We start from the raw sequence: 24,187 nt of genomic DNA, 5'->3' as shown, positions 1-24,187 counted from the left end.
CTAAAACATTAAATAGATAACACTTACCTATCACTTCGTGCCTTTTATCATTCTATCATTACCGTAAATATCTTTTCGTAATTCTACATTTTTGAAATTCATCTCTTCAAGAAGTTCAATCATTTCTTTACCTAAATATTGATTAATTTCAAAATAGAGCGCTCCATTTTCAGACAAGTTTAATAGCGCTAATTGAGCTATTTTTTTATAAAAGATTAAGGCATCATTATCATCAACAAAAAGTGCTAAATGCGGCTCATTGTCTAAAACATTTTTCTTTATTTCTTGCTTTTCAAGATTTCGAACGTACGGAGGATTTGAAACTATGATATCAAACTGTTGTTCTAAATCAGTTGTTTCTAGAATATTTTTATTTAAAAAAGTAACTACTACATTATTTATTTCTGCATTTTTTTGGGCTGTGGCCAAAGCATTTTCAGAAACATCAATGGCAAAAACTTTAGAATGAGCAATATTTTTCGCAATAGAAATTGCAATGCAACCACTGCCAGTACCAATGTCTACGATTTTTAATTCTTGACTTTTAGCTTTTACATTAGAGCTTTCAATTATCCACTGCACTAATTCTTCCGTTTCTTGTCTCGGAATTAACACATTAGCATTAACTTCGAAATCCAGTCCGTAAAAGCTAGTTTTCCCTAACAAATATTGCACTGGAATTTCTTTTTTCAATTGCTCTAGAATTATATTCCAATTATTTATTTCATTCTCAGATAAAACTAAATCAGGTTGTAAAGCAAGATCTATTCTTTTAAGTTGGTGCTTCTCTTCTAAGATTAAATAGAAAAAACTTTCCGCTTCTTCTTCGTCAAAAATGGGTGTTAGTTGTTGGATAAAAGAAGACCTGTATTCTTTAATTTTCATATTTATTTTTTAGAAAGAAAACGATAATAAGAGTGAAGAGTTAGTCTATAATTTTTTCAGCATCCAAACGGGACAACTTACATGACCTGTACTTCCCATGGGAGCATCTATATTTTCGAAGCCTGATTTTTTATATAGCTTTTGTGCATCAAGCATAAATGGCATCGTTTCTAAATAGCAACTTTCAAAACCAAAAGCGATTGCGCTTTGCATGCAAACTGACATCATTTCACTTCCAATTCCTAAACCGCGAATTTCTGGAAGAAAATACATTTTTTGTAATTCACAAACTGTATCACCTTCGTTTTTTAATTGCGCAATCCCTGCACAACCCACTACTCTATCATTATGTTCCACCACGTAATAAGCAGCTTTGGGCTTATTGTACTCTTCAAACATAAGATCCAAGCAAGGATCAGCATAAGCTGTTCCTACTTTAGGAATATCCATTTCATCAAAAACGGAACGTATCAACTCAGCAACTTGCTGATTGTCTTCCTTATTTATTTTTCTAATACTGTAATTTTCCATTTTCTAAAAAATCTAATTATAATCGCAAAAATAGAAATAGTTTGTGTTAAATCTCAAAAGTTTTGAAACAAAATCATCAACTCAAAAATTACTACTTTTACATTGTGAAAATACATGAAAAATACATAAGAAGGTGCATCAAATTAGCTAAAAATGGACTTGGCACAACCTATCCAAACCCCATGGTAGGCAGCGTTATAGTTTATGATGGTAAAATAATTGGCGAGGGTTGGCACAAAATAGCAGGAGAACCGCATGCAGAAGTTAATGCCATACACTCCGTTATAGATAAATCCTTACTTAAAAAATCCACTATTTACGTTAGTTTGGAGCCTTGTAGCCATTTTGGTAAAACACCTCCGTGCTGCAATTTGATTATTGAAAATGAGATTCCAAATGTGGTTATCGGCACCGTAGATCCTAATATAAAAGTAGCAGGAAACGGAATTAAAAAGTTAATCGCGGCGGGAATTAATGTTATTACTGCTGTCTTAGAAAACGAATGTAATGAATTGAATAAACGTTTTTTTACTTTCCACCAGAAAAAGCGACCTCATGTAATTTTAAAATGGGCAGAGAGCGCGGATGGCTTTATTGCTCCTTCGCAAAAAACGGAGCAAAAACCTGTTTGGATTACCACTACTTACTCGAGGCAATTAGTACATAAATGGCGTAGCGAGGAACAAGCAATTCTTGTGGGAACACAAACAGTTATTGATGATAATCCAAAATTAGACGTTAGAGATTGGTATGGTACAAATCCTATTCGTGTCGTTTTAGACCAAAAGAGTAGAGTTTCTAAAAATAGTCATGTTCTTGATAATCAAGTCAAAACTATTTTATTCTCTAGTATCGAAAGCACGAATGCAGAAGAAAACACTATCTTTGAAAGTATCAATTTCGAAAAAGACCTCGCTGATCAGATCTTGAATTCGCTTTATAAGCATAACATTCAATCGGTGATAATTGAAGGCGGAACACAAACACTACAGAATTTTATTGATGCTAATTTATGGGATGAAGCAAGAGTTTTTATTAGTGAAAATAAATTTATTTCAGGAACTAAAGCACCACTTTTTCAGCACAAACCAGTAAAAAAACTATTCATAGGTACTAACCAACTTATAATTTCAAGAAATCATGATTAATACAATAATATTTGATTTTGGCGATATATTTATCAATTTAGATAAACAAGCAACTGTATCAGAATTTAAAAAATTAGGGATTACGGAATGGAGTACTGAAATGCATGATTTAAATATGCAATTTGAGACAGGAAAAATTTCACGTGACAATTTTATTAAAGGATTACAAAAAAATATTCCTAATGCTACCGCAGATGAAATAACAAAGGCATGGAATGCTATTTTACTTGATTTCCCTTTATATCGACTGGAGTTTTTACAATTGCTTTCTAATAACTACCGATTATTTTTACTTTCAAATACTGATGCTATTCACATTGACACTTTCGAACAAAGAAATGGCATTTCATTTTACAGCGATTTTTACCAATGCTTTGAAAAAGTTTATTTCTCGTTCGAAATTGGTTTAAGAAAACCAGATTTAGAAATTTACAAACATTTGATTAACAATCATGAATTAGATCCCAAACGAACACTTTTTGTGGATGACAAAAAAGAAAATACTGATGCAGCTCTTTCATTAGGATTTCAAGTTTGGAATTTACAAGTTGGACAAGAGGATGTTGTTGAGCTACTTGAAAAAAATATAATTTAGAAAATACACTTTTTTTGGAAATTAAAGACACCTACAATACAATTGAATATTCCTCAGAAGAATTATTATTCAAAGAAAAAAACAGCAAATTTTTCGGATATGCTTTCCCAATATCAACCGAAGATGAAGTCAAACCACTAATTGAAACTTTACGTAAACAGCATCCTAATGCTGGACATTTTTGCTACGCTTATCAAATAGGCACTGATGCTTTTATCTACCGTGCAAATGATGACGGCGAACCTAGTAACACTGCTGGAATGCCCATTTATGGTCAAATCCAGTCTTTTTCACTGACAAATGTGCTTATCGTAGTAGTACGAATTTTTGGTGGTGTAAAACTGGGTGTAGGAGGTTTAATTTCTGCTTATAAAACTACTGCCCAGTTAGTTCTAGAAAGTTGCGAAATTGTAGAGAAAACAATCGATATTCACTTTGCCATTTCATTTGATTATAAAAACATGAATAAAGTGATGCGAGTAATCAAAGAGAAAAAGCTTGATATTGAAAATCAAGAAATGGAACTAAATGAAATTTCAGGATTGCCAATGGGAAAAATTAAAATTAAAACGCGAAAAAAAAATGCCGAAATGATATTCGACATTTTTAATTTTATGTTTGAAATTGAAATAAATCGCATTTAATTTCTAATTAAAAAGCTTTTATTTTACTCTTTAATCAAGTGTCTTAAACAATTCTAAAATATTATCTGGTGGAGCTGTTGGTCGTCCTGTTTTTAAGGACACAAAAACCAAAATAAAATGGGCAGTTGTTAATAACTCATCAGATTCATTATAAATAGCACAATCAAATTCTATCTTTACGGACGACCGACTTTTAAAAACGGTATGAACCGTCAACAACTCATCATAACGCGCTGACTTTTTATAATTTATATTCATTGAAACAATTGGAAGCGCAATACCATTTTCTTCCATAGCTTTATACGAAATCCCTTTATCTCTAAGCCATTCCACGCGTCCTATCTCAAAATAAGGAATGTAATTTCCGTGATAAACGACTCCCATTTGGTCTGTTTCTGAGTATCGAACCCTTACTTCTGTTTTATGATCTTTCATTAGTTTTTTGTTAAAAATTTTGATTCTAAAGAACCCCTTACGACAATTATTCGGGAAATTATAACCCCATAAATTTTTTTTTATAGAAATTTGTTCACATATTTGTTACCCCGATAATAGATAACAAAACATCTTTTTTTTAGTAAGATAAAAATTACCAATTAAAAAACAACTTAATAGAATATATGAACAAAACTGCTCAATCAGTATGGGAAAACTGTTTGTCTTTTATCAAAGACAACATCCAAGATCAAGCTTACAAAACTTGGTTTGAACCAATCAAGTCAGTTGAACTTACCGATAACGCTTTGTATATTCAAGTTCCAAGTAAATTCTTTTATGAATGGTTGGAAGAGCACTATGTAAAATTACTAAAAGTGGCATTAACTAAAGAACTTGGAAAAAACGCTAAGTTACTTTATAAAATTAGAATGGAAAACACTTATGGCAATAAACAACCGTTCACAGAACAGTTACCAAGCGCCAATAGAGTTCCTATGAAACCACAAGAAGTTGATGCTCCATTTAAAAACTTAAACCCTGAATTAAAAAATCCTTTTGTAATTCCTGGAATTCGCAATTTAAAAATCGAATCTCAATTAAATGCAAATTATAGTTTTGACAATTTCTTAGAAGGTGATTCAAATAGATTAGCGCGTTCTGCAGGAATGGCTGTTGCCAATAAGCCTGGTGGAACATCGTTTAATCCATTGTTAATCTTTGGTGGAGTTGGTCTTGGAAAAACACACCTAGCGCATGCTATTGGTGTAGAAATAAAAGATAAATATCCAGAGAAAACAGTTTTGTATATCTCTGCTGAAATTTTCACACAACAATACATCGATTCGGTAAAGAAAAATAACCGAAATGACTTTATCCATTTTTATCAATTAATTGATGTTTTAATCATTGATGACGTTCAATTCCTTTCTGGTAAAACTGGAACTCAAGATGTGTTTTTTCATATATTCAATTACTTACACCAAAATGGTAAGCAAGTGATTTTGACTTCGGACAAAGCGCCTGTTGATATGCAGGATATCGAACAACGTTTGTTATCTCGTTTCAAATGGGGATTGTCTGCTGAGATTCACCAACCAGATTACGAAACACGTATTTCTATCTTGAAGAATATACTTTACAGAGATGGTGTAGAGATTCCTGAAGAAATTGTAGAATATGTTGCCCGTAATATCAAATCAAACGTAAGAGAGCTTGAAGGAGCAATCATTTCATTGATAGCACAATCTTCTTTTAATAAAAAAGAAGTAACGCTTGAACTTGCAAAAAGCGTTGTTGAAAAATTCGTTAAAAATGTAAAAAGAGAAATCTCTATTGATTACATTCAAAAGATTGTTTCGGATTATTTCCAATTAGATTTAGAAACATTACAATCAAAAACGAGAAAAAGACACGTTGTACAAGCAAGGCAATTAGCTATGTTTTTTGCAAAGAAATTCACTAAAGCTTCATTAGCTAATATTGGTTCTCAAATTGGAGATCGCGATCATGCTACCGTTTTACATGCTTGTAAAACCGTTGATAACTTAGTTGCAACTGATAAGCAATTCAAGAAGTTTGTTGAAGATATCCATAAAAAACTAACGCTATAAACGCTTTTATGTCTGTTAAAATTTTAATGGTTTGTTTAGGAAATATCTGTAGATCACCTTTAGCCGAAGGAATTCTAGCTTCTAAACTTCCAAAAGATAAATTCAAAGTTGATTCAGCTGGAACAGGAAATTGGCATGTTGGCCATTCGCCTGACGAACGCTCTATTGCTGTTGCAAAAAAAAATAAAATAAGCATCTCCTATCAAAAAGGACGTCAATTCACCGAATCTGACTTCGACAATTTTGATTATATCTATGTTATGGATAGCTCTAATTACAGCAATGTAATAGCATTAGCTAAAACGCAAGATCATAAAGATAAAGTTCAAATGATTTTGAATGATTTATTTCCAAATGAAAATGTAGACGTACCAGATCCTTATTTTGGTTTACCAAATGGTTTTGAAATTGTTTACAATATGCTCGATGAAGTCTGTGATGTAATCTCGCAAAGATTAATAGAAAAACACCAATAATTTTATAAAAATTGTTGGTGTTTTTTTTCTACAGTCTTCTTATCTATTTTTCCAAATTATAACTAATTATCAAAGTAACTAATTAACGTTAGGAATATACAAACACTTATGAAAGCAAGCACTAACTTAGGAAAACTTTATCTGATCCCAACTACAATGGGTGATTGCGATCCTATGGATGTTTTACCACAAACCATAAAAAGAAGTATTGATCTAATTGATTATTACATTGTTGAAAATGACAAAACTGCCCGTAAATCTATAAAAGAAGTTAGCGCAGAGAAAAAGCAATCAGAGTTAAAACTATTTGTTTTAAACAAGCATACGGAGACTAAAGAACATTTAGACTTTATAAAACCTTTATTAGAAGGAATTAATATGGGTTTAATGAGCGAAGCAGGTTGTCCTGGCGTTGCTGATCCTGGCGCTGTAATTGTAAAATTAGCCCACGAACGAGGAATACAAGTTGTGCCATTAGTTGGACCTTCATCAATTTTACTTGCTATGATGGCCTCAGGAATGAATGGGCAAAGTTTTACCTTTCATGGTTATTTACCCATAGAAAAAAACGACAAGAAAGCGAGTTTCAAAACTTTAGAACGCGTATCATTCGAAAAAAATCAATCTCAAATTTTTATTGAAACTCCATACAGAAATAATAAATTATTAGAAGATTTGCTGCAAACGCTGCATCCTGAAACGCACTTATGTATCGCAACTGATATTACGTTGCCTACAGAGTACATCAAAACTAAAAAAATAGCGGCTTGGAAAAAAGAAACAGTCGATTTACATAAACGACCTACAATTTTTATCATCCATAAGATGTAGATCTAGAATAAATAGCTCTATTTGAAATACTTTTAAAATTCTAAAAATTCTTTTTAAAGCTATTTAGTCGAAAGTAAAAAGCAAAACAGTAATCATTAATTCTAATTATAAAATGTCTATTTTTATAGTTAGAATTAATGATTTTTTTTATGAGCAAACTCCCCAATATTGGTACAAGTATATTTACTATAATGTCAAAAATGGCCGCTGAACACAATGCCATCAATTTATCACAAGGTTTTCCAAACTTTCCGGTTGATAAAAGATTAACAGATATTATTGCAAAACTCGCCAGCGAAAATGTGCACCAATACACTCCAATGTCTGGTTACCCGCCTTTACTTTTAAAAATAGCTAAACTCACAAATCAATCCTACTCGAGAGTTATCGATCCTGAAAAGGAAATTTTAGTAACTGCAGGAGCGACGCAAGGAATATTCACAGCTATAACTGCTCTAATAAAAGCAGATGACGAAGTGATCATTTTAGACCCGAGTTATGATTGTTATGAAGCACCAGTTTTACTTTGTAATGCCAAGCCAATTAGAGTTGCACTAAACGATGATTATACTCCAAACTGGGAAAATATTGAAAATGCTTGCTCTTCTAAAACTAAGATGATCATCATAAACAATCCGCACAACCCTACTGGAAAAATTTTGAAGCAAGCGGATTTTGAAGCATTGGAAAAAATTTTAGACAAATATCCCAACATGCTCCTTTTATCTGATGAAGTGTATGAATACATCACTTTTGAAGAGAAACATATCTCAACAAATAATAGAGAAAAACTGATCAATCGTTCTATCATTATATCTTCTTTTGGAAAATCATTTCATATTACTGGATGGAAAATAGGCTATTTGATTGCTCCAGAAAATTTAATGATCGAAATTAAAAAAGTACATCAATTTTTAGTTTTTAGCGTTAACAGCATTTGCCAAGTGGCTATCAGTGAATATTTAGAAGTGGTCTCTACTGATGACATCAAGAAAATGTATCAAGAGAAACGAGATTATTTTAGAGGCTTATTACATGGAAGTCGTTTTAAATTGATGCCTTGCGAGGGAACTTATTTTCAAGTTGCTTCATTCGCTGAAATATCAAATGAAAGTGACATAAATTTTTGTAAAAGATTAATCACAGAACATGGCGTTGCTGCAATTCCAATCTCCACTTTTTATGGGGACGGAAAAGATCTAAGTCTAATTCGCTTTTGTTTTGCAAAAGACAATGCGACATTAGAAGCAGCTGCTAAAAGATTGTGTAGCATATAAAGATACTGATTTATTTATTTTTATTATGCACGCATACTATTTGATTTCGTTATATTTACAATTGAAAAATTATATATTATGAGTTATACAGATAAAATGTTACGTGATGATGCTTTAAAAGGTAAAGTTATAGTCGTAACAGGAGGCGGAAGTGGATTAGGAAAAGCTATGACTAAATATTTCCTAGAACTAGGAGCTAAAGTTGTCATTACCTCAAGAGACTTAGAGAAACTAAAAAACACTGCAAAAGAATTAGAATCAGAAACTGGAGGGTCTTGTCTTCCTATACAATGTGACGTGCGTCACTACGAAGAGGTTGAGAACATGTTACAAGAAGTACTAAAAGCTTTTGGTAAAGTAGATGTTTTACTTAATAATGCAGCGGGAAACTTCATCTCACCTACTGAGCGTTTGTCAGCTAACGCATTTGATACTGTAATTGATATTGTACTAAAAGGAACTAAAAATTGTACGCTTGCTTTCGGAAAACATTGGATTGACACTAAACAAAAAACTTCAACAGTTTTAAATATTGTTACAACTTATGCCTGGACAGGTTCTGCTTATGTCGTTCCCAGCGCTACTGCAAAAGCTGGAGTTTTAGCCATGACTAGAAGTCTTGCTGTAGAATGGGCAAAATACGGCATTCGTACTAATGCGATTGCCCCCGGTCCATTTCCAACAAAAGGTGCTTGGGACCGATTGTTGCCTGGAGATTTAGCAGAGAAATTTGATATGGCAAAGAAAGTTCCTGTGCAACGTGTAGGCGATCATCAAGAATTAGCCAATTTAGCAGCGTATCTCGTTTCTGACTTTTCAGCTTATGTAAATGGTGAAGTAGTGGTAATTGATGGCGGTGAGTGGTTAAAAGGTGCTGGCCAATTTAATTTATTAGAAGCAATTCCAGAAGAGCTGTGGGATCAACTTGAAATGATGATCAAAGCAAAAAAGAACAAATAAGATTAATTGAACAACGTAATATATAAAGATGCCCCAAATAGTGTCTAACTTTTTAGGGCATTTATATTTTAAAATTAATGCTGATAGTTACTATGGAGTAAGCACTATAGTTTTCATTTATAGATGAACTAATGCACGACTAATATTCTCCAAACTATAATTCCATAGGTACTTCCATCAATAAAATTTCTGCTCCTTCGGAATCAGCAGTTATTTCGATAGATTGTTTATCCCAAATTCCTAAACCATCACGTTCGTTAAGATGAATGTCCCCTATTGTAAAATCACCTTTTAATACAAAGGCATAAATTCCGTTTCCTGATTTTTTTAATTGATAAGAACTTGAGAATTCTTTATCAAATTTCCCTATGTGGAACCAAGCATCTTGATGGATCCAGACACCTTCATCATCTGGATTAGGAGATAAAATTTGTTGTAATTTATTGTGTCGATCTTTAAGATCAAGAGAGATCTGGTCGTAACGAGGACTTACATTTTTTTTGTTTGGATAAATCCAAATCTGTAAGAACTTCACAAATTGATTATTGTTCTTATTTTTCTCACTATGGAAAATACCTGTTCCGGCGCTCATAACTTGGATATCACCTTCTTTGATGACCGTAGTATTTCCCATGCTGTCTTGATGCTCTAAATCACCTTCAAGAGGAATAGAAATAATCTCCATATTATCATGTGGATGTTTCCCAAAACCCATTCCCTGATTTACTTTGTCGTCATTTAGTACTTGCAATACCCCAAAATTCATACGATCCTGATTTTGGTAATTTGCAAAACTGAAAGTATGATAGGATTCTAACCATCCATGATCGCCATGACCGCGAGTATTCGCTTTGTGTAAGATGAAATGATTTAATTTCTGATCCTCTAAACTACTGTTACTTTCCATTTTCTTTTACTTTAATTCTACGGTACAAAGTTGCGCTAAAAGAAAAGCAATTGCATTGAACTAGGACAAGAAATGAAATAAGTAAAATTTAATGTTTTATCATTTTTTTTCTAATCTTACTAAGAAATTCAGCAGAAATACCTAAATAGGAGGCTATGTAACGCTGTGCAACACGTTGAGGAAGTGCCGGATATTGTTCTAGAAACTCAGCATATTTTTCTGTTGCTGTTTTAGAAATAGTATTGAATAAGCGGTCTTGAGTAACGGCTAAGCTGCGTTGCATTAAAATTCTAAAAGCACGTTCAAATTTTGGTGCTCTACTAAACAATTCTTCTTTAGTTGTAGGGTTGAATAGGAAGAATTCACAATCTTCTAAAGTTTCAATATAAACTCTACTTGGATTTTTCTCGTAAATACTAAACGAAATGTCACTTATCCACGAATTTTCTATGGCAAACTGCAGAATTACTTCAAAACCGTTTGCATCAATATAATATTTACGCACACATCCTTTAATTACAAAAGCTTCAAAGTTGCACATTTCACCTTCGTGAAGAAGAATAGTTTTCTTTGGAATAGCTTTATATTCTAAAAGAGAATTAAAAATCTTTAATTCATCTACATTGAAAGACACATACCGCTCTATGTTCTTGTTGATTTGGGAATACACTTTTCTGATTTTTAGAAACTAAAGGTAAAAAATGTATATCAATACCACTCAATACATATATTAAATTAGCAAATATTCTACTAAAACAAAATTCACTCCCGATTAAATTCCTATTTTTGTGCTACTATAAATATAACAAAAAATTTATGCTGATTATTGGAATTGCAGGTGGTACGGGAAGCGGGAAAACAACCGTTGTACATCAGATTATGAATGAGTTACCAGAAACAGAAGTCGGTATCATTTCTCAGGACTCATATTACAAAGAAAATCACGGACTTTCATTCGATGAAAGAGCGTTAATTAATTTTGATCATCCTCGCGCAATAGATTTTGATTTGTTAGTGGCTCATTTAAAGGAATTAAAAGAAGGGAATAACATTAATCAGCCTGTTTATTCCTTTGTAACTCATAATAGAACTGACGACACCGTATTTACACATCCTAGAAAAGTAATGATCGTGGAAGGTATTTTGATACTAGCAAATCCAGAATTAAGAGAGTTATTTGATGTTAAAATTTTCGTTCACGCTGACTCTGATGAACGATTAATTCGTCGTATGAAACGCGATATTGCAGAACGTGGTCGAGACATGACCGAAGTAATCAATAGATATCAAACGACTTTAAAGCCCATGCATGAACAGTTTATAGAACCTACAAAAGCATTTGCAGATATTATTATTCCAAATGACAAATATAATACCGTGGCTATAGACGTAGTACGGGCGGTTATCAATCAAAAAATACTGTAACTTAGTTGTTACTTACTTTTGTTAATGATTAGGAGCTAATCCCGCTTTACATTGCAATCTTTTTCCCTCTTAAGAAAGAGAAAAAAAGGATTTCCATTGCAATCGGGGCTAAAAGTAAAAAAAATGAAAAATCCACATAAAGACAAATCCTGGTTTAAATTTTTAAGTAACAAATACGTTTGGGTTTTGTTATTCTTTTTTACGTGGATGATTTTTTTAGATAACTACTCTTATTTTGACCACCGAATTTTAGATCAACAAATAGAAGATCTTGAAGATAACGCTGCTTATTATAAGGAAGAAATAAAAAAAGATCAACAAAATATTAAGCAGTTGAAAAACCCTGAACAAACAGAAAAATATGCTCGCGAAAAATATTACATGAAAAAAGAGAACGAAGATATTTACCTTATAGAATTTGAAGGCGACACAATTGAAAAAAAATAATTACGCACATAATTATTAAAAAATCATATAATAATACACAAAATGGCTGCTACACTTTTTGACGATTTCAATACTATTTCTTCTAAACAATGGAAACAAAAAATCCAGTTTGAACTAAAGGGAGCAGATTATAATGAAACTTTAGTTTGGAATTCTCCCGAGGACATACAAGTAAAACCATTTTATCATAAGGATGAGCTGACTAAAACATACTCAGTGGCCACTAAAGCGACTGAGTTTAAAATATGCCAAAACATATTTGTTTATGATGTTGAAAAGTCAATAGAAAGAGCCATCGACACCTTGAATCGCGGCGCAAATAGTTTAAGATTTTCAATCGAAAATGAATCCATTGATGTTACAAAATTATTAGAAAACATACCATTAAACGACGTTACAGTTTATTTTAATCTTAGCTTTATTTCAATCGATTTCGTAACAAAGATTGATGCTTTTGCAAGTAAAAATAACATCACTATATTTTGTAGCCTCGATCCCATAGGACAATTAGCAAAAGATGGGAATTGGTTTTCAACCAAAGAAAAAAATAATTTTGAAACGCTAAATTTACTTTCAAAACAAACAAAATCAATTTCTTTAGTAAGCATTAATGCTGCTTTGTATCAAAATGCAGGTGCGACTATTGTTCAGCAAATAGCGTATAGTTTAGGTCAGGCAAATGAATATTTCAATAGAATTGATACTATCAATCAACCCATAGTTTTTGAGGTAGCAGTTGGTACAAATTACTTTTTTGAGATCGCAAAACTGCGTGCGTTACGATTATTATTTAAACTGATAGCAAAGGAATACAATCATAATTTAGATTGTAATATTATTGTTTCTCCTACTAAACGAAACAAAACATTGTACGACTACAATGTGAATATGTTGCGAACTACAACAGAATGTATGAGTGCGATTATTGGTGGAGCAGATGCTATATCAAATCTACCTTACGATGCTTTATATCATAAAGACAACGAATTTGGTGATCGTATTGCTAGAAACCAATTGTTAATTTTAAAAAATGAAAGCTATTTTGATAAAGTGAATAATCCAGCGGATGGAAGTTATTACATAGAAACGTTAACAAATCAATTAGCTGAAAAAGCACTCGCTTTATTTAAAGACATCGAAGCAAGTGGAGGTTTTCTGAAGCAGCTAAATGATGGAATCATAAAAAGAAAAATTCAAGAAAGCGCGGACGTCGAGCAAAATTTATTCGATACTGGTAAAGAAATTTTATTGGGCACAAATAAGCATCCTAATAAACAAGATAGAATGAAAGGTGATTTAGAATTATTCCCTTTTGTAAAACAAAACCCAAGAAAAACGCTTATAAAGCCAATTATTGAGAAACGTTTGGCTGAAAAAATTGAGCAAGAACGATTGAAATTAGAAGATAATTAAACGTTTTAAATAATTGATTGGCAAGTTTTAATTTGGTAAAATAGAAATGAGAAAAGACATACAACATATAAAACTAGAGAAACCAGAAAGTAAATCAGTGGTTTTACAAGAAAAAAGCTTTCTAACTGCTGAGAATATCGAACTGAAAGCAACTTATTCTGAAAAAGATATTGAGAACCTTAATCATCTTGACTTTGGAGCTGGTTTTGCACCAAATTTAAGAGGACCTTACGCTACCATGTACGTCCGTAGACCTTGGACTGTACGTCAATATGCTGGATTTTCAACAGCGGAAGAAAGTAATGCTTTTTACAGAAGAAACTTAGCTGCGGGTCAAAAAGGACTTTCTATAGCTTTTGATTTACCTACGCATCGCGGTTATGATTCTGATCACGAGCGTGTTGTAGGTGACGTTGGAAAAGCGGGGGTTGCAATCGACTCTGTAGAAGATATGAAAGTATTATTCGACCAAATTCCATTAGACGAAATGTCGGTTTCAATGACAATGAATGGAGCGGTTTTACCCATAATGGCTTTTTACATAGTTGCTGCTGAGGAACAAGGCGTTAAACCTGAGTTATTATCGGGAACAATTCAAAATGACATTTTGAAAGAGTTTATGGTGCGTAACACGTATATCTATCCGCCTACTCCTTCTATGAAAATAATTGCTGATATATTTGAATATACTAGCAAGAATATGCCGAAATTTAACTCAATTTCCATCTCTGGATATCACATGCAAGAGGCGGGAGCGACTGCTGATATTGAGTTGGCTTACACTCTAGCTGACGGTCTAGAGTATATAAGAACTGGATTAGCTACTGGGATGAAAATTGACGAGTTTGCACCACGACTATCTTTTTTCTGGGCCATTGGGATGAACCATTTTATGGAAATTGCTAAAATGCGAGCAGGAAGAATGATTTGGGCAAAATTAGTAAAACAATTTGAACCAAAAGATGACAAATCATTAGCTTTAAGAACGCATTGCCAAACATCTGGTTGGAGTTTAACAGAACAAGACCCTTTTAATAATGTGGCGCGTACGTGCATAGAGGCAGCGGCGGCGGCTTTTGGAGGAACGCAATCACTCCACACAAATGCTCTGGATGAAGCCATAGCGCTACCAACAGACTTTTCAGCGAGAATTGCTAGAAATACGCAACTTTATTTACAAGAAGAAACAAAAATAACGAAGACAGTCGATCCGTGGGCTGGAAGTTTTTACGTAGAAAGTTTAACCAATGAGATTGCAGAAAATGCTTGGAAACTTATTGAAGAAGTTGAAGAACTAGGTGGAATGACAAAAGCTATTGAATCTGGTATACCTAAACTTAGAATTGAAGAAGCAGCAGCTAGAAAACAAGCAAGAATCGATAGCGGACAAGATATTATTGTAGGAGTAAACAAGTTCCGGTTAGAAAAAGAAGATCCATTACAAATATTAGACGTGGATAATCAAATGGTTCGAAAGCAACAACTGGAACAACTAGACCAAATAAAAGCAAGCAGAGATTCTGAAAAAGTACAGAATTCCCTAAATAAATTAATTCTTTGTGCTAAAACCGGAGAAGGTAATTTATTAGAAATTGCTGTTGAAGCCGCTAGAGAAAGAACGACATTAGGAGAAATTAGTGATGCCTTAGAAACGGTTTTTGGCAGATATAAAGCACAAATTAAATCTTTTAGCGGAGTGTATAGTAAAGAAATAAAAGACGATAAAAGCTTTGAAAAAGCAAAGCAAATGGCAGATGAATTTGCCAAACAAGAAGGACGCAGACCGCGTATCATGATTGCCAAAATGGGACAAGACGGGCACGACCGCGGAGCAAAAGTAGTTGCTACTGGATATGCCGATGTAGGTTTTGACGTTGATATAGGTCCACTTTTTCAAACGCCGGAGGAAGCTGCTAAACAAGCTATTGAGAATGATGTTCACATTCTAGGCGTTTCCTCATTAGCTGCTGGTCATAAGACTTTAGTTCCGCAAGTGATTGCCGAGCTTAAAAAATATGGAAGAGAAGATATTATGGTTGTTGTAGGAGGCGTTATCCCTGCACAAGATTATCAATTCTTATTTGACGCTGGCGCTGTAGCAGTTTTTGGTCCTGGAACTAAAATTAGTGAAGCTGCTATTAAAATATTAGAAATATTAATGGGCAGTTTTGAGTAAAAAACAAATGAATTAAAAAAATAATTTTACTCTATCAAATTGTAAAAAAAAGAGGCTGTCAAAATTATTGACAGCCTCTTTTTTTTAACTAGCTAGATTTTTTAAATATTCTTTGCTTTTGCATTTATGTCTGCTACTATAAACGAAGTATCGTATCCTCCAAACATTTTCATATAGCTTCTAATTGATGTTCCATAAGCATCAGTAAAGTTGCGTTTTCCCTTGTATCTAAAAAATTTCTTCACTGATCCCGCGCCTCCAAGATGTGCAGCCGCCAGAATACCTGATTCTGTAATTCGAAGGCCATTAATAACTGTACCTTCATATTTTTCAATTTCTTTCTTTAATTCCCATTTGTTCTTTGCTAGAAGCGCTAAAAAAGCATTTTCTTGCAATTCAGGACTATTCAGAAAAGCATTTCGATCATAAATACCAACAGACTTCAAGGTTTCAATACCAAACTGATATTTACCAATATAACCTAAGGAATTAATTTTTTTGTATTTGCTTTCTGATTCTCTGAAGCCAACAGCTTCTCTGAAACCAACGAAGAAATTTCCTGTAAATGGAATACTTAAGTTTGTGTATTCCTCTACTTCTTGAGATGGATATAAGTAGTGTGTACCATCTTCTTCATTGATAAGAAACCAAGGGTTGGTTTCTAAATTAGCAGGTCTAAAACCTGAGCTTAAAAAAACTGTTATTACAGTTAGACTTGAATAAAAATACCATTTCTTTATCATAAATTGTTTTTCTTCAAACGCTGTCCCGTTATGAAATTTCTGCCCGCAAAGATACAACAAAATTATTTATACTGAAAATCAAGTAGTTAAAGTTTTCTAAAAATAGATTAGGTGGTATTTAGCGTATTTTAAGCGCGAGAATTCGACTGTTGGTGCCGGAATTTTTATAGTATTTACAACTGAAAAAACGGTACTTAGAAAAGAAGATTTAGTCTTTATTTTCGATAAATCTACATCAAAACTTAGATAAAACTGTCTGAATCTTTGCTGTTCTGCAGGTGTAGATGAATCTTTGTTTTGAGCGGTTCCGCTGATCATTCCTTCAGCTCCATAACCCACCGCGACGTTGAGCCATTTTGGTATATCCGAACCTTTAAAAAATGAATATAAATTAACTGATAGCCAATATGTTTGTCCGTTGTAATCTTTTAAAATTTGTTCAGCAGTTGAACTTCCTAAGATATTTGGACGATAGTTGGCAAATTTGGTAGTATGAAATGAAAATTTTGGCGTAATACGCTGTTCTTTCCATAGTAATTCTTGAGATATGTATAAAGCTGTTCCTGTTGCATTTGCTATAATATCGCCTGAAGATGCTCCCCATTCAGCAGAGTATCCATCAAAAACCTCAACGGCTGTCAGAAACGCAAAGCCTAAACCTGCACCATATAATAATTGCTTATTTTTGTCAGTACCACTCCAATTTAACATTTCAGCACCAAAACGACCTAAATGGTAGGATGAAAAAACGTGTCCCGCCTTATCCATCTGCAACCAATCAGAATTGTCGTTTATAAAATGAAATTGAGAACGAGGGTAATCAGCGTACCACAGTTGGTTTAAACCAACCAATGTTGCAGTACCTAACGCCGCTTCAGAAATTAAAACTGCATTTTGGCGTCTTAAATTTAAGGAATCAGAAGGAGTAAAGAAGTTTTCAAAATCGCTATTTTGGGAATAACAGATTTGGCACGTGAGACTATAGAAAAATAGAAGAAGAAGAAGTTTAATATTCAAAACTATCTTTTAACTCCTTGACTATTAATCCACTCTGAATATTTTTTAGCATTTTTATTGTGCTCCTCTAAAGTTACAGCAAATTCATGGTAACCAAAACGCTCTACGCTTGCACAAAAATAAATATAGTCGTTTTTTTCAGGATTTAAAACAGCTTCCAGCGCTGTAATATCGGGCATAGCAATAGGTCCTGGTGGCAATCCAGTATTCATGTAAGTATTATAAGGATGACTCGTCGTTAAATCATTGTAAAAAACTCTTTTAATAACTTGTTCGAAATCATTTGACTTCTTTTTCATTGCAAAAATTACTGTTGGATCAGCTTGAAGTGGCATTCCTGCTCGCAAACGATTCAAGTATACGCCAGCAATTCTAGGCCTTTCATCTTTCTTAACTGATTCTTTATGAACAATAGAAGCTAATGTAGTGGCCTCTACTGGAGTTAAACCTTGCTTCTCTGCCTTAGCGATTCTTTCTTTAGTCCAGAAATTGCGATATTCCTTAATCATTTTATCTCGGAATTTAACAGCTGTGGTGTTCCAATAAATTTCATAGGTATTAGGAATAAACATAGCAATTACATTGTCTTCATTAAACCCGTTTTCCTTTAAAAAAATAGAATCTTTGAATGATTTGAGCAATGAAACACTATCTGCCTCTATTTGCGATCCTACTCGTCCTGCTAAATCCTCAACACGTTCTTGATTATTAAAGGCTAATTTCACCGCAGAATTTAATCGCATTGTTTTAACTAAAGCATAACTGTTCATTCCTTTAGTCAATAAAAAACGACCTGGAATAACATTATCGTCATAACCTCTTTTATTTGCAACAAGATCAAAGCGATCCATTTTCTCTACATAAGGAGCAAGAATTTTTTGCACATCTTCATATTTTGAATCTGTTGGCACATAAACGTAAACTTCTTTATCTTCAAATTTAGTGTTAGCAGAAAAAATTTGATTTAAAAGGACGAATCCATAAATCATTAATAACGTTATCAATACAACAGCCGCTATTGTTATAATTTTTTTTAAGCTCATAAGTGATTTATTTTTTTAGTGGAATCAACTACTTGATTCGCTACATTTTCTTTTTTAATAATAAAGTGATGATAAAGAAACTGCAAAATTTAGAAATTAGTATTTATTAATTGAAAAATAGCTTCGTCTTTATATTTACCCTTCACTAAAGTCCAATCTTTTTTAACTCCAATCTTTTCGAAACCAAATTTAGTAAAAAGCGCTATACTTGCTACATTGTCAGTGCCAATATTTGCATATAATTGATGTAAATTTAAATTATCAAAAGCATACTCAATTAATAACTCTATAGCTTCTGATCCAATATTTTGATTTCTATTTTCATTCCCTTGAATCACGATCCCGACTCCTGCTCTATTGTTCTTTGGGTCAAAATCAAATAAATCAACTAAACCTAATGCTGGAAAGTCTTCATCTTGACAAATTGCTAATCGAAGTTGCTTAGCTTCATAAATGTCTTGATGTGCATTTTCTAAATATTGCTTAACTAAAAAACGACTATATGGAGTATTCGTATTGCTAACTTCCCAAATAGTTTGGTCATTTTCTATCGCGTAAATAAACTCAAGATCATTAGGCTCTAGCGCTCGAATGTATATGGTACTACCTTTAATTGTCTTCATTTACAACAAACATTTTAATTAAATCTCAATAGTTCCTTGATACACAAATTCAGCTGGACCTTTTAAAGTGACTGCAGTGAATAAAGAATTATCTTTATTAAAAGAAACTTCTAATTTTCCACCTTCAACGTTCAAGTGAACAACTGACTCGTTTGTTTTTCCTAAAAAATTCATAGCGATTGCAACTGCCGTCGCTCCCGTTCCGCAAGAAAGTGTTTCGTCCTCCACTCCTCTTTCATACGTACGTAACGAAAAAGTCCTATGATCTATTTGTTTTACAAAATTTACATTAGAACCTTCTTTTCCATACAAATCGCTGTATCTTATTTGGGCTCCGCTACTTTTAACATCGTACTTGTCTAAATCATCAACTAGTTTGACGTGATGTGGAGATCCTGTATTCATGTAAACATAATCTGAATTGACTTTTACTTCATCAACATCAATCATTTGCAGCGCCACTAAACCTTCAGAATCAATACTTGCATGATGTAAACCATCTGTTGCTATGAAAGTAGTTTTGTTATCTATTACCTTTAATTTTTTGGCGAAAGCCACTAAACACCTTCCACCGTTTCCACACATCGAACTTTGATTACCATCAGAATTATAGTAAACCATTTTGAAATCAGTTTCCGCATCGTTTTCCAATAAAATTAGACCGTCACCACCAATGCCAAAACGTCTATCGCATAATTTTTCAATTAGTTTGATGTTGCTTTTTGGAAAAAACTCTCCGCGATTATCAACCATTACAAAATCGTTGCCCGTTCCTTGGTATTTAAAAAATTCTAATTGCATTATAAGATATTTTAAGATTAACAAAAGTACGAACTATTAATGAAATGTTAATCATTGTTAAAGAGCGTTAAACAGTATTTTATGGAATGATTTTAGCTTTAAATTTGTATATAAAATATTTTAAAACGAATTTAATATGAAAAAAATTTCTACACTTTTATTGGTTTCGTTGCTAAGTGGAGTTGTCACACTAGGCGCATACAAAGTATTATTTGACACAAATGGCTATTTCTCAAATGAGAGAAATTCAGGAATAACTGTAGCATCAAATTCCTATGGTAAAAGAGTAGGATTGTCATCAGAAGTTCTAGACTTTACAGATGCTGCCGAAAAAACAATTCATAATGTAGTTCACGTAAAAAATGTTTCGAGAAGGACAGTTAGCAATCCTATTCTTGAATATTTTTATGGTTATAAAGGAGGACAAACACAAGAGCAAGTTGGAACCGGATCTGGTGTGATTATATCAGAAGATGGTTATATTGTAACGAATAATCACGTTGTAAAAGGAGCATCTGAAATTGAAATTACCTTGAATAATAAAAAGACATACACTGCAAAACTTATAGGAACCGACTCAAAGATGGATATTGCATTACTTAAAATTGATGCAAAAGAAAAATTGTCTTATACTGTTTTTGCTAACTCTGACTCAGTGAAAGTGGGCGAATGGGTTTTAGCTGTTGGAAATCCTTATAATTTAACCTCAACAGTGACCGCTGGGATTGTTTCGGCAAAAGCTAGAGATCTAGATACTAGTGGAATTCAATCTTTTATACAAACGGATGCGGCAGTAAATCCAGGTAACAGCGGTGGTGCATTAGTAAACACGCGAGGGGAATTGATAGGAATTAATACTATGATTTCTTCTATGACTGGTTCGTATGTAGGGTACTCCTTTGCTGTACCTTCTAATATAGCAAGAAAGATAATTGAAGATTTAATGGAATTTGGTAACGTACAAAGAGGAATTTTAGGAGTAGAAGGTGGTGAACTTAATGGAATCGCCTCCAAGGAATTAGGAATTGCGCAAACTGAAGGATTTTACATCAATAAGGTTACTCAAAATTCTGGTGCAGAAAAGTCAGGATTATCTAAAGGAGATATTATTATAAAATTAGATGAACAAAAAATTGCAACTTTTGCCGATCTGTCTGGTTATATCAATACTAAGCGACCAAATGACAAAATACAAGTTACTTATATCAGAGACGGAAATACTAAAATTGTTCCTGTAACACTCAGTAAGAACGAGTTTTTTAGTACCGAATTTAAAGGGATAGAATTAGAAAACATCGATGCTGCTGACAAGAAGAAATTTAAAATTGATTACGGTGTGAAGATTAAATCAATCACAAGTGAAAATTTAAAACAGTATGATTCTGAACTAAGAGGCAATATCATTCTAAGTATAGATAATGTTAAAGCAACCAATATTGAAATGGTATCTAAACTTTTAAACAAAAAAGGAGAGAATCAAACAGTACGTATTGAAATGATTAATAAAAACGGTGAAATAATTAGGGTAATACTCTAATCAAAAATATTAGAAAATATAAAGTGATATCAACAAAGCCATCTTGTGACAAGGGTGGCTTTGTTTGTTTTACAAGTTTGATAAAAAATAAAATTTTTCAATAGATGAACTTAAAAAATTTATGATAAAAAAATTTTTACAATTAATTGTAGTGAAAAATTTTAAATATTAAATAGACTATTTAAATTAATTAAAGTGTTTTATGTCCAGTAAAGATTATTTCATAAAATTTTCCGCCTGTAATTCACGTAAAAAGCTTTCAATTCAATACCAGTATTAGGATTCACTGATAATTTGCAAAAACTAAAATCAAATCAAAAAAACACTACTGTTATTTTTTTAGAAATAATTTAGAAAATAGCTTACGAAATCGATTGAAATAGGTACTTTTGCACCAAATTTTAAAAAATACACTAACTTATTTTCATTAAATTTTCAACATGGCAACTACAACTTTATACGAAAAAGAAGTATCTTTTCAAGCCGACAGGCGACGTGCAGGAGTAAAACTGATTAAAATTATCAGTGATTTATGGTATGATAAATCCATCGAAATGGTTTTATTCCGCAATCAATTAATAGATCGTAATGTTAGCGATATTATCAATTTGCATTGTTACGCTGCTGAATTTGTAGGTAAACCTATTTCTATTTTTGATTCTGTTAAAATTGCAAAAGCGATATTAGAATTAGACCTTCCGCCAGCAAAATTAGATATTGGAAAATTAGCTTATGAATTCGCTTTAGAAGAAGATAAATATCCAGATGCTAAATACTTTGTTATTGATAAATTAAAAAACGCAAAGAATTCAGAGGAAATTCGTCCTAAAGATGTTGTGTTATATGGTTTCGGTAGAATTGGTCGTTTACTTGCTAGAGAATTAATGTCTAAAACCGGTAAAGGAAGTCAATTGCGTTTAAGAGCGATTGTTACTCGCGATAAAAACGATGCTACTACTCTTGAAAAAAGAGCTTCTTTATTAAGATATGATTCTATTCATGGTGATTTTGAAGGATCAGTGACTGCTGATACTGTTAATAACGCTTTAATTATCAACGGAACAACTGTGCATATCATTACAGCAAATTCTCCAGAAGAAATTGACTATACTTTATACGGTATAGACAATGCTTTAGTCATTGATAATACAGGTGCATTCACTACTCATGAAGCTTTAAGCAGACATCTAGTTTCAAAAGGAGCTGATAAAGTTTTACTAACTGCGCCAGGAAAAGGAGTTCCAAATATTGTTCACGGTGTAAACCAAAACGAATACAATCCAGATGAGATTGATATTTTCTCGGCTGCATCTTGTACTACGAATGCAATTACGCCTATTTTAAAAGCTGTTGAAGACACTTTAGGTGTTGTTAAAGGACATTTAGAAACGATTCATGCTTATACAAATGATCAGAATCTAGTTGATAACATGCACAAAAAGTACCGTCGCGGAAGAGCAGCGGCTTTAAACATGGTAATTACTGAAACAGGTGCTGGTAGCGCTGTCGCTAAAGCATTGCCTTCACTAGAAGGAAAGTTGACTTCGAATGCAATTCGCGTGCCGGTTCCAAATGGTTCACTAGTAGTTTTGAATCTTGAAGTTTCGAAAACTACTTCAGTTGAAGAAATAAACACAATTATGAAAAAGTACGCCTTAGAAGGTGAACTTGTAGAGCAAATAAAATACTCTATGAATAATGAGTTAGTATCTTCAGATATTGTAGGTACTCCTCAACCAGCTATTTACGATAGCAACGCAACTATTGTATCAAAAGATGGTAAAAACATAGTTCTTTATATCTGGTATGACAACGAATATGGCTACAGTCATCAAGTAATTAGATTAGCAAAATATATTGCTAAAGTAAGACGTTTTACGTACTACTAGTCTATAACTTACAGGTTGTTAATTGCTTGTTATCTTTTTTTAGTAATTAGTTTTTAGTCGGTAATTTTTAAAACTTAATAACTGCAGTCCAACCTGAATTTAAATATAAAATCCGTCTCGTTTAATAACGGGACGGATTTTTTAGTTAATTTATGTCTAGTCCTAAAAAAACGATACAGGATTAATAAAATAAATATACAAATTATTAAACAGTAGTGAGCAAAAGTTTACTACTGTTTTTTGTTTTATACGTTCTCATTTTAATTTGATTTTGCACATGCATTTGATTAGGCGTAAGCATAAAATTAGAATAATGGGGTCTTTTATTGTTGTAAATTTCAACAACTTCTTTTATTATTTGTTTCATTATAGGCAAGCTTTGGTTGTGTTTATCAATATTAAATTCTTCCTTTAAAATTCCATTTATTCTTTCTGCCACAGCATTTTCGTAAGGATCTGAATTTTGTGTCATACTACATTTTATTTTACTTTTGTTGAGTAATTTTTGATATTCAATAGCGCAATATTGTAAACCTCTATCTGAATGATGTATTAATGATAAATCCTTGTCTTTTCTGTGCTTTACTGCATTTTCTAAAGCAATCAAAGTGCTTTTTGTGTTCATATTATCAGCCACATTAAAGCCCATTATTTTTTTTGAATACGCATCAGTTACTAGGCTTAAATAATATGGATTGTCTCTTTTTCCAATATATGTGATGTCCGATACCCAGACTTGTTCTGGCCGCTGTATTTGTAAATCTAGAATTT

General features: G+C 32.7%; 25 protein-coding genes. 14 read left to right on the top strand and 11 right to left on the bottom strand.

Annotation, left to right across the window (positions count from 1 at the left end; all coding sequences use genetic code 11):
* Positions 1-30: 30 nt before the first annotated feature.
* Positions 31-885 carry a peptide chain release factor N(5)-glutamine methyltransferase gene (prmC, locus tag RCH19_RS07275; protein WP_343022663.1) on the bottom strand — a complete coding sequence of 285 codons (855 nt, stop codon included), beginning with the start codon at positions 883-885 and terminating at the stop codon, positions 31-33.
* Between the two features lie 45 nt (positions 886-930).
* Positions 931-1,416: a GNAT family N-acetyltransferase gene (locus RCH19_RS07270; RefSeq protein ID WP_343022662.1), complete on the bottom strand. Its 486-nt coding sequence runs from the start codon at positions 1,414-1,416 to the stop codon at positions 931-933.
* Positions 1,417-1,520: 104 nt separating this feature from the next.
* Here RCH19_RS07270 and ribD point away from each other — a divergent pair, with 104 nt between their 5' ends.
* From ribD to RCH19_RS07255, 3 genes are read left to right on the top strand one after another with little or no spacing between them, the layout of a single operon-like run.
* The gene (gene ribD / locus RCH19_RS07265; protein ID WP_343022724.1) at positions 1,521-2,564 is read left to right on the top strand and encodes a bifunctional diaminohydroxyphosphoribosylaminopyrimidine deaminase/5-amino-6-(5-phosphoribosylamino)uracil reductase RibD; all 1,044 of its coding nucleotides are present in this window, start codon (positions 1,521-1,523) and stop codon (positions 2,562-2,564) included.
* Positions 2,557-3,159, top strand: a complete 603-nt coding sequence (locus RCH19_RS07260; RefSeq protein WP_343022661.1) for an HAD family phosphatase — start codon at positions 2,557-2,559, stop codon at positions 3,157-3,159. Before ribD ends, RCH19_RS07260 begins: the two co-directional genes overlap by 8 nt.
* Positions 3,160-3,173: 14 nt before the next feature.
* Positions 3,174-3,803, top strand: a complete 630-nt coding sequence (locus tag RCH19_RS07255) for a YigZ family protein (protein WP_343022660.1) — start codon at positions 3,174-3,176, stop codon at positions 3,801-3,803.
* A gap of 30 nt (positions 3,804-3,833) precedes the next feature.
* Here the strand turns inward: RCH19_RS07255 and RCH19_RS07250 are convergent, their stop codons facing one another.
* Positions 3,834-4,238: a thioesterase family protein gene (locus RCH19_RS07250; RefSeq protein WP_343022659.1), complete on the bottom strand. Its 405-nt coding sequence runs from the start codon at positions 4,236-4,238 to the stop codon at positions 3,834-3,836.
* A 185-nt stretch (positions 4,239-4,423) separates the two neighbouring features.
* Between RCH19_RS07250 and dnaA the strand changes: the two genes are divergently transcribed.
* From dnaA to RCH19_RS07225, 5 genes are all read left to right on the top strand, one after another.
* On the top strand, positions 4,424-5,851 hold the full coding sequence (dnaA, locus tag RCH19_RS07245; RefSeq protein WP_121925876.1) for a chromosomal replication initiator protein DnaA: 1,428 nt from the start codon (positions 4,424-4,426) through the stop codon (positions 5,849-5,851).
* A gap of 8 nt (positions 5,852-5,859) precedes the next feature.
* Positions 5,860-6,327: a low molecular weight protein-tyrosine-phosphatase gene (locus RCH19_RS07240; RefSeq protein ID WP_343022658.1), complete on the top strand. Its 468-nt coding sequence runs from the start codon at positions 5,860-5,862 to the stop codon at positions 6,325-6,327.
* 108 nt (positions 6,328-6,435) lie between these two features.
* Positions 6,436-7,158: an SAM-dependent methyltransferase gene (locus tag RCH19_RS07235; protein ID WP_343022657.1), complete on the top strand. Its 723-nt coding sequence runs from the start codon at positions 6,436-6,438 to the stop codon at positions 7,156-7,158.
* A gap of 149 nt (positions 7,159-7,307) precedes the next feature.
* Complete coding sequence (locus tag RCH19_RS07230; protein ID WP_343022656.1) at positions 7,308-8,435, top strand: methionine aminotransferase; 1,128 nt, start codon at positions 7,308-7,310, stop codon at positions 8,433-8,435.
* Between the two features lie 78 nt (positions 8,436-8,513).
* The gene (locus RCH19_RS07225; RefSeq protein WP_343022655.1) at positions 8,514-9,395 is read left to right on the top strand and encodes an SDR family oxidoreductase; all 882 of its coding nucleotides are present in this window, start codon (positions 8,514-8,516) and stop codon (positions 9,393-9,395) included.
* Positions 9,396-9,549: 154 nt separating this feature from the next.
* Here the strand turns inward: RCH19_RS07225 and RCH19_RS07220 are convergent, their stop codons facing one another.
* Both RCH19_RS07220 and RCH19_RS07215 read right to left on the bottom strand, forming a co-directional pair.
* Positions 9,550-10,302 carry a pirin family protein gene (locus RCH19_RS07220; RefSeq protein WP_343022654.1) on the bottom strand — a complete coding sequence of 251 codons (753 nt, stop codon included), beginning with the start codon at positions 10,300-10,302 and terminating at the stop codon, positions 9,550-9,552.
* Positions 10,303-10,390: 88 nt separating this feature from the next.
* A complete protein-coding gene (locus tag RCH19_RS07215; RefSeq protein ID WP_343022653.1) occupies positions 10,391-10,972 on the bottom strand; it encodes a Crp/Fnr family transcriptional regulator in 582 nt (193 codons plus the stop codon).
* 146 nt (positions 10,973-11,118) lie between these two features.
* Here RCH19_RS07215 and udk point away from each other — a divergent pair, with 146 nt between their 5' ends.
* The 4 genes from udk to scpA all read left to right on the top strand — a co-directional run bounded on the left by udk (position 11,119) and on the right by scpA (position 15,763).
* Positions 11,119-11,727 (top strand): uridine kinase, encoded by a 609-nt coding sequence (gene udk / locus RCH19_RS07210; RefSeq protein ID WP_121925870.1) that lies wholly within the window; start codon positions 11,119-11,121, stop codon positions 11,725-11,727.
* A 123-nt stretch (positions 11,728-11,850) separates the two neighbouring features.
* The gene (locus tag RCH19_RS07205; protein ID WP_343022652.1) at positions 11,851-12,174 is read left to right on the top strand and encodes a septum formation initiator family protein; all 324 of its coding nucleotides are present in this window, start codon (positions 11,851-11,853) and stop codon (positions 12,172-12,174) included.
* Positions 12,175-12,216: 42 nt separating this feature from the next.
* Positions 12,217-13,587, top strand: a complete 1,371-nt coding sequence (locus tag RCH19_RS07200; RefSeq protein ID WP_343022651.1) for a methylmalonyl-CoA mutase subunit beta — start codon at positions 12,217-12,219, stop codon at positions 13,585-13,587.
* A 46-nt stretch (positions 13,588-13,633) separates the two neighbouring features.
* A complete protein-coding gene (gene scpA, locus RCH19_RS07195; RefSeq protein WP_343022650.1) occupies positions 13,634-15,763 on the top strand; it encodes a methylmalonyl-CoA mutase in 2,130 nt (709 codons plus the stop codon).
* 101 nt (positions 15,764-15,864) lie between these two features.
* Here the strand turns inward: scpA and RCH19_RS07190 are convergent, their stop codons facing one another.
* The 5 genes from RCH19_RS07190 to dapF form a co-directional block, all read right to left on the bottom strand.
* The gene (locus tag RCH19_RS07190) at positions 15,865-16,506 is read right to left on the bottom strand and encodes a peptidoglycan-binding protein LysM (RefSeq protein ID WP_343022649.1); all 642 of its coding nucleotides are present in this window, start codon (positions 16,504-16,506) and stop codon (positions 15,865-15,867) included.
* Between the two features lie 96 nt (positions 16,507-16,602).
* Positions 16,603-17,523, bottom strand: a complete 921-nt coding sequence (locus RCH19_RS07185) for a DUF2279 domain-containing protein (protein WP_343022648.1) — start codon at positions 17,521-17,523, stop codon at positions 16,603-16,605.
* A gap of 2 nt (positions 17,524-17,525) precedes the next feature.
* Positions 17,526-18,566: an endolytic transglycosylase MltG gene (gene mltG / locus RCH19_RS07180; RefSeq protein WP_343022647.1), complete on the bottom strand. Its 1,041-nt coding sequence runs from the start codon at positions 18,564-18,566 to the stop codon at positions 17,526-17,528.
* Between the two features lie 89 nt (positions 18,567-18,655).
* On the bottom strand, positions 18,656-19,189 hold the full coding sequence (locus tag RCH19_RS07175; protein WP_121925863.1) for a GNAT family protein: 534 nt from the start codon (positions 19,187-19,189) through the stop codon (positions 18,656-18,658).
* Between the two features lie 18 nt (positions 19,190-19,207).
* The gene (dapF, locus tag RCH19_RS07170; RefSeq protein ID WP_343022646.1) at positions 19,208-19,990 is read right to left on the bottom strand and encodes a diaminopimelate epimerase; all 783 of its coding nucleotides are present in this window, start codon (positions 19,988-19,990) and stop codon (positions 19,208-19,210) included.
* Positions 19,991-20,126: 136 nt separating this feature from the next.
* Between dapF and RCH19_RS07165 the strand changes: the two genes are divergently transcribed.
* Positions 20,127-21,527, top strand: a complete 1,401-nt coding sequence (locus RCH19_RS07165) for a trypsin-like peptidase domain-containing protein (RefSeq protein WP_343022645.1) — start codon at positions 20,127-20,129, stop codon at positions 21,525-21,527.
* Positions 21,528-21,967: 440 nt separating this feature from the next.
* A complete protein-coding gene (locus RCH19_RS07160) occupies positions 21,968-23,416 on the top strand; it encodes a glyceraldehyde-3-phosphate dehydrogenase (RefSeq protein ID WP_343022644.1) in 1,449 nt (482 codons plus the stop codon).
* 205 nt (positions 23,417-23,621) lie between these two features.
* Here the strand turns inward: RCH19_RS07160 and RCH19_RS07155 are convergent.
* Positions 23,622-24,187, bottom strand: a 566-nt coding sequence (locus tag RCH19_RS07155; RefSeq protein ID WP_343022643.1) for an IS3 family transposase, incomplete at its 5' end; no start/stop codon positions are given.

This window comes from Flavobacterium sp. PL12 (assembly GCF_039123485.1).
Taxonomy (GTDB): domain Bacteria; phylum Bacteroidota; class Bacteroidia; order Flavobacteriales; family Flavobacteriaceae; genus Flavobacterium; species Flavobacterium weaverense.
The sequence above is the reverse complement of the archived record's forward strand: the minus strand, read 5'-3'. Positions and strand labels throughout refer to the sequence as shown.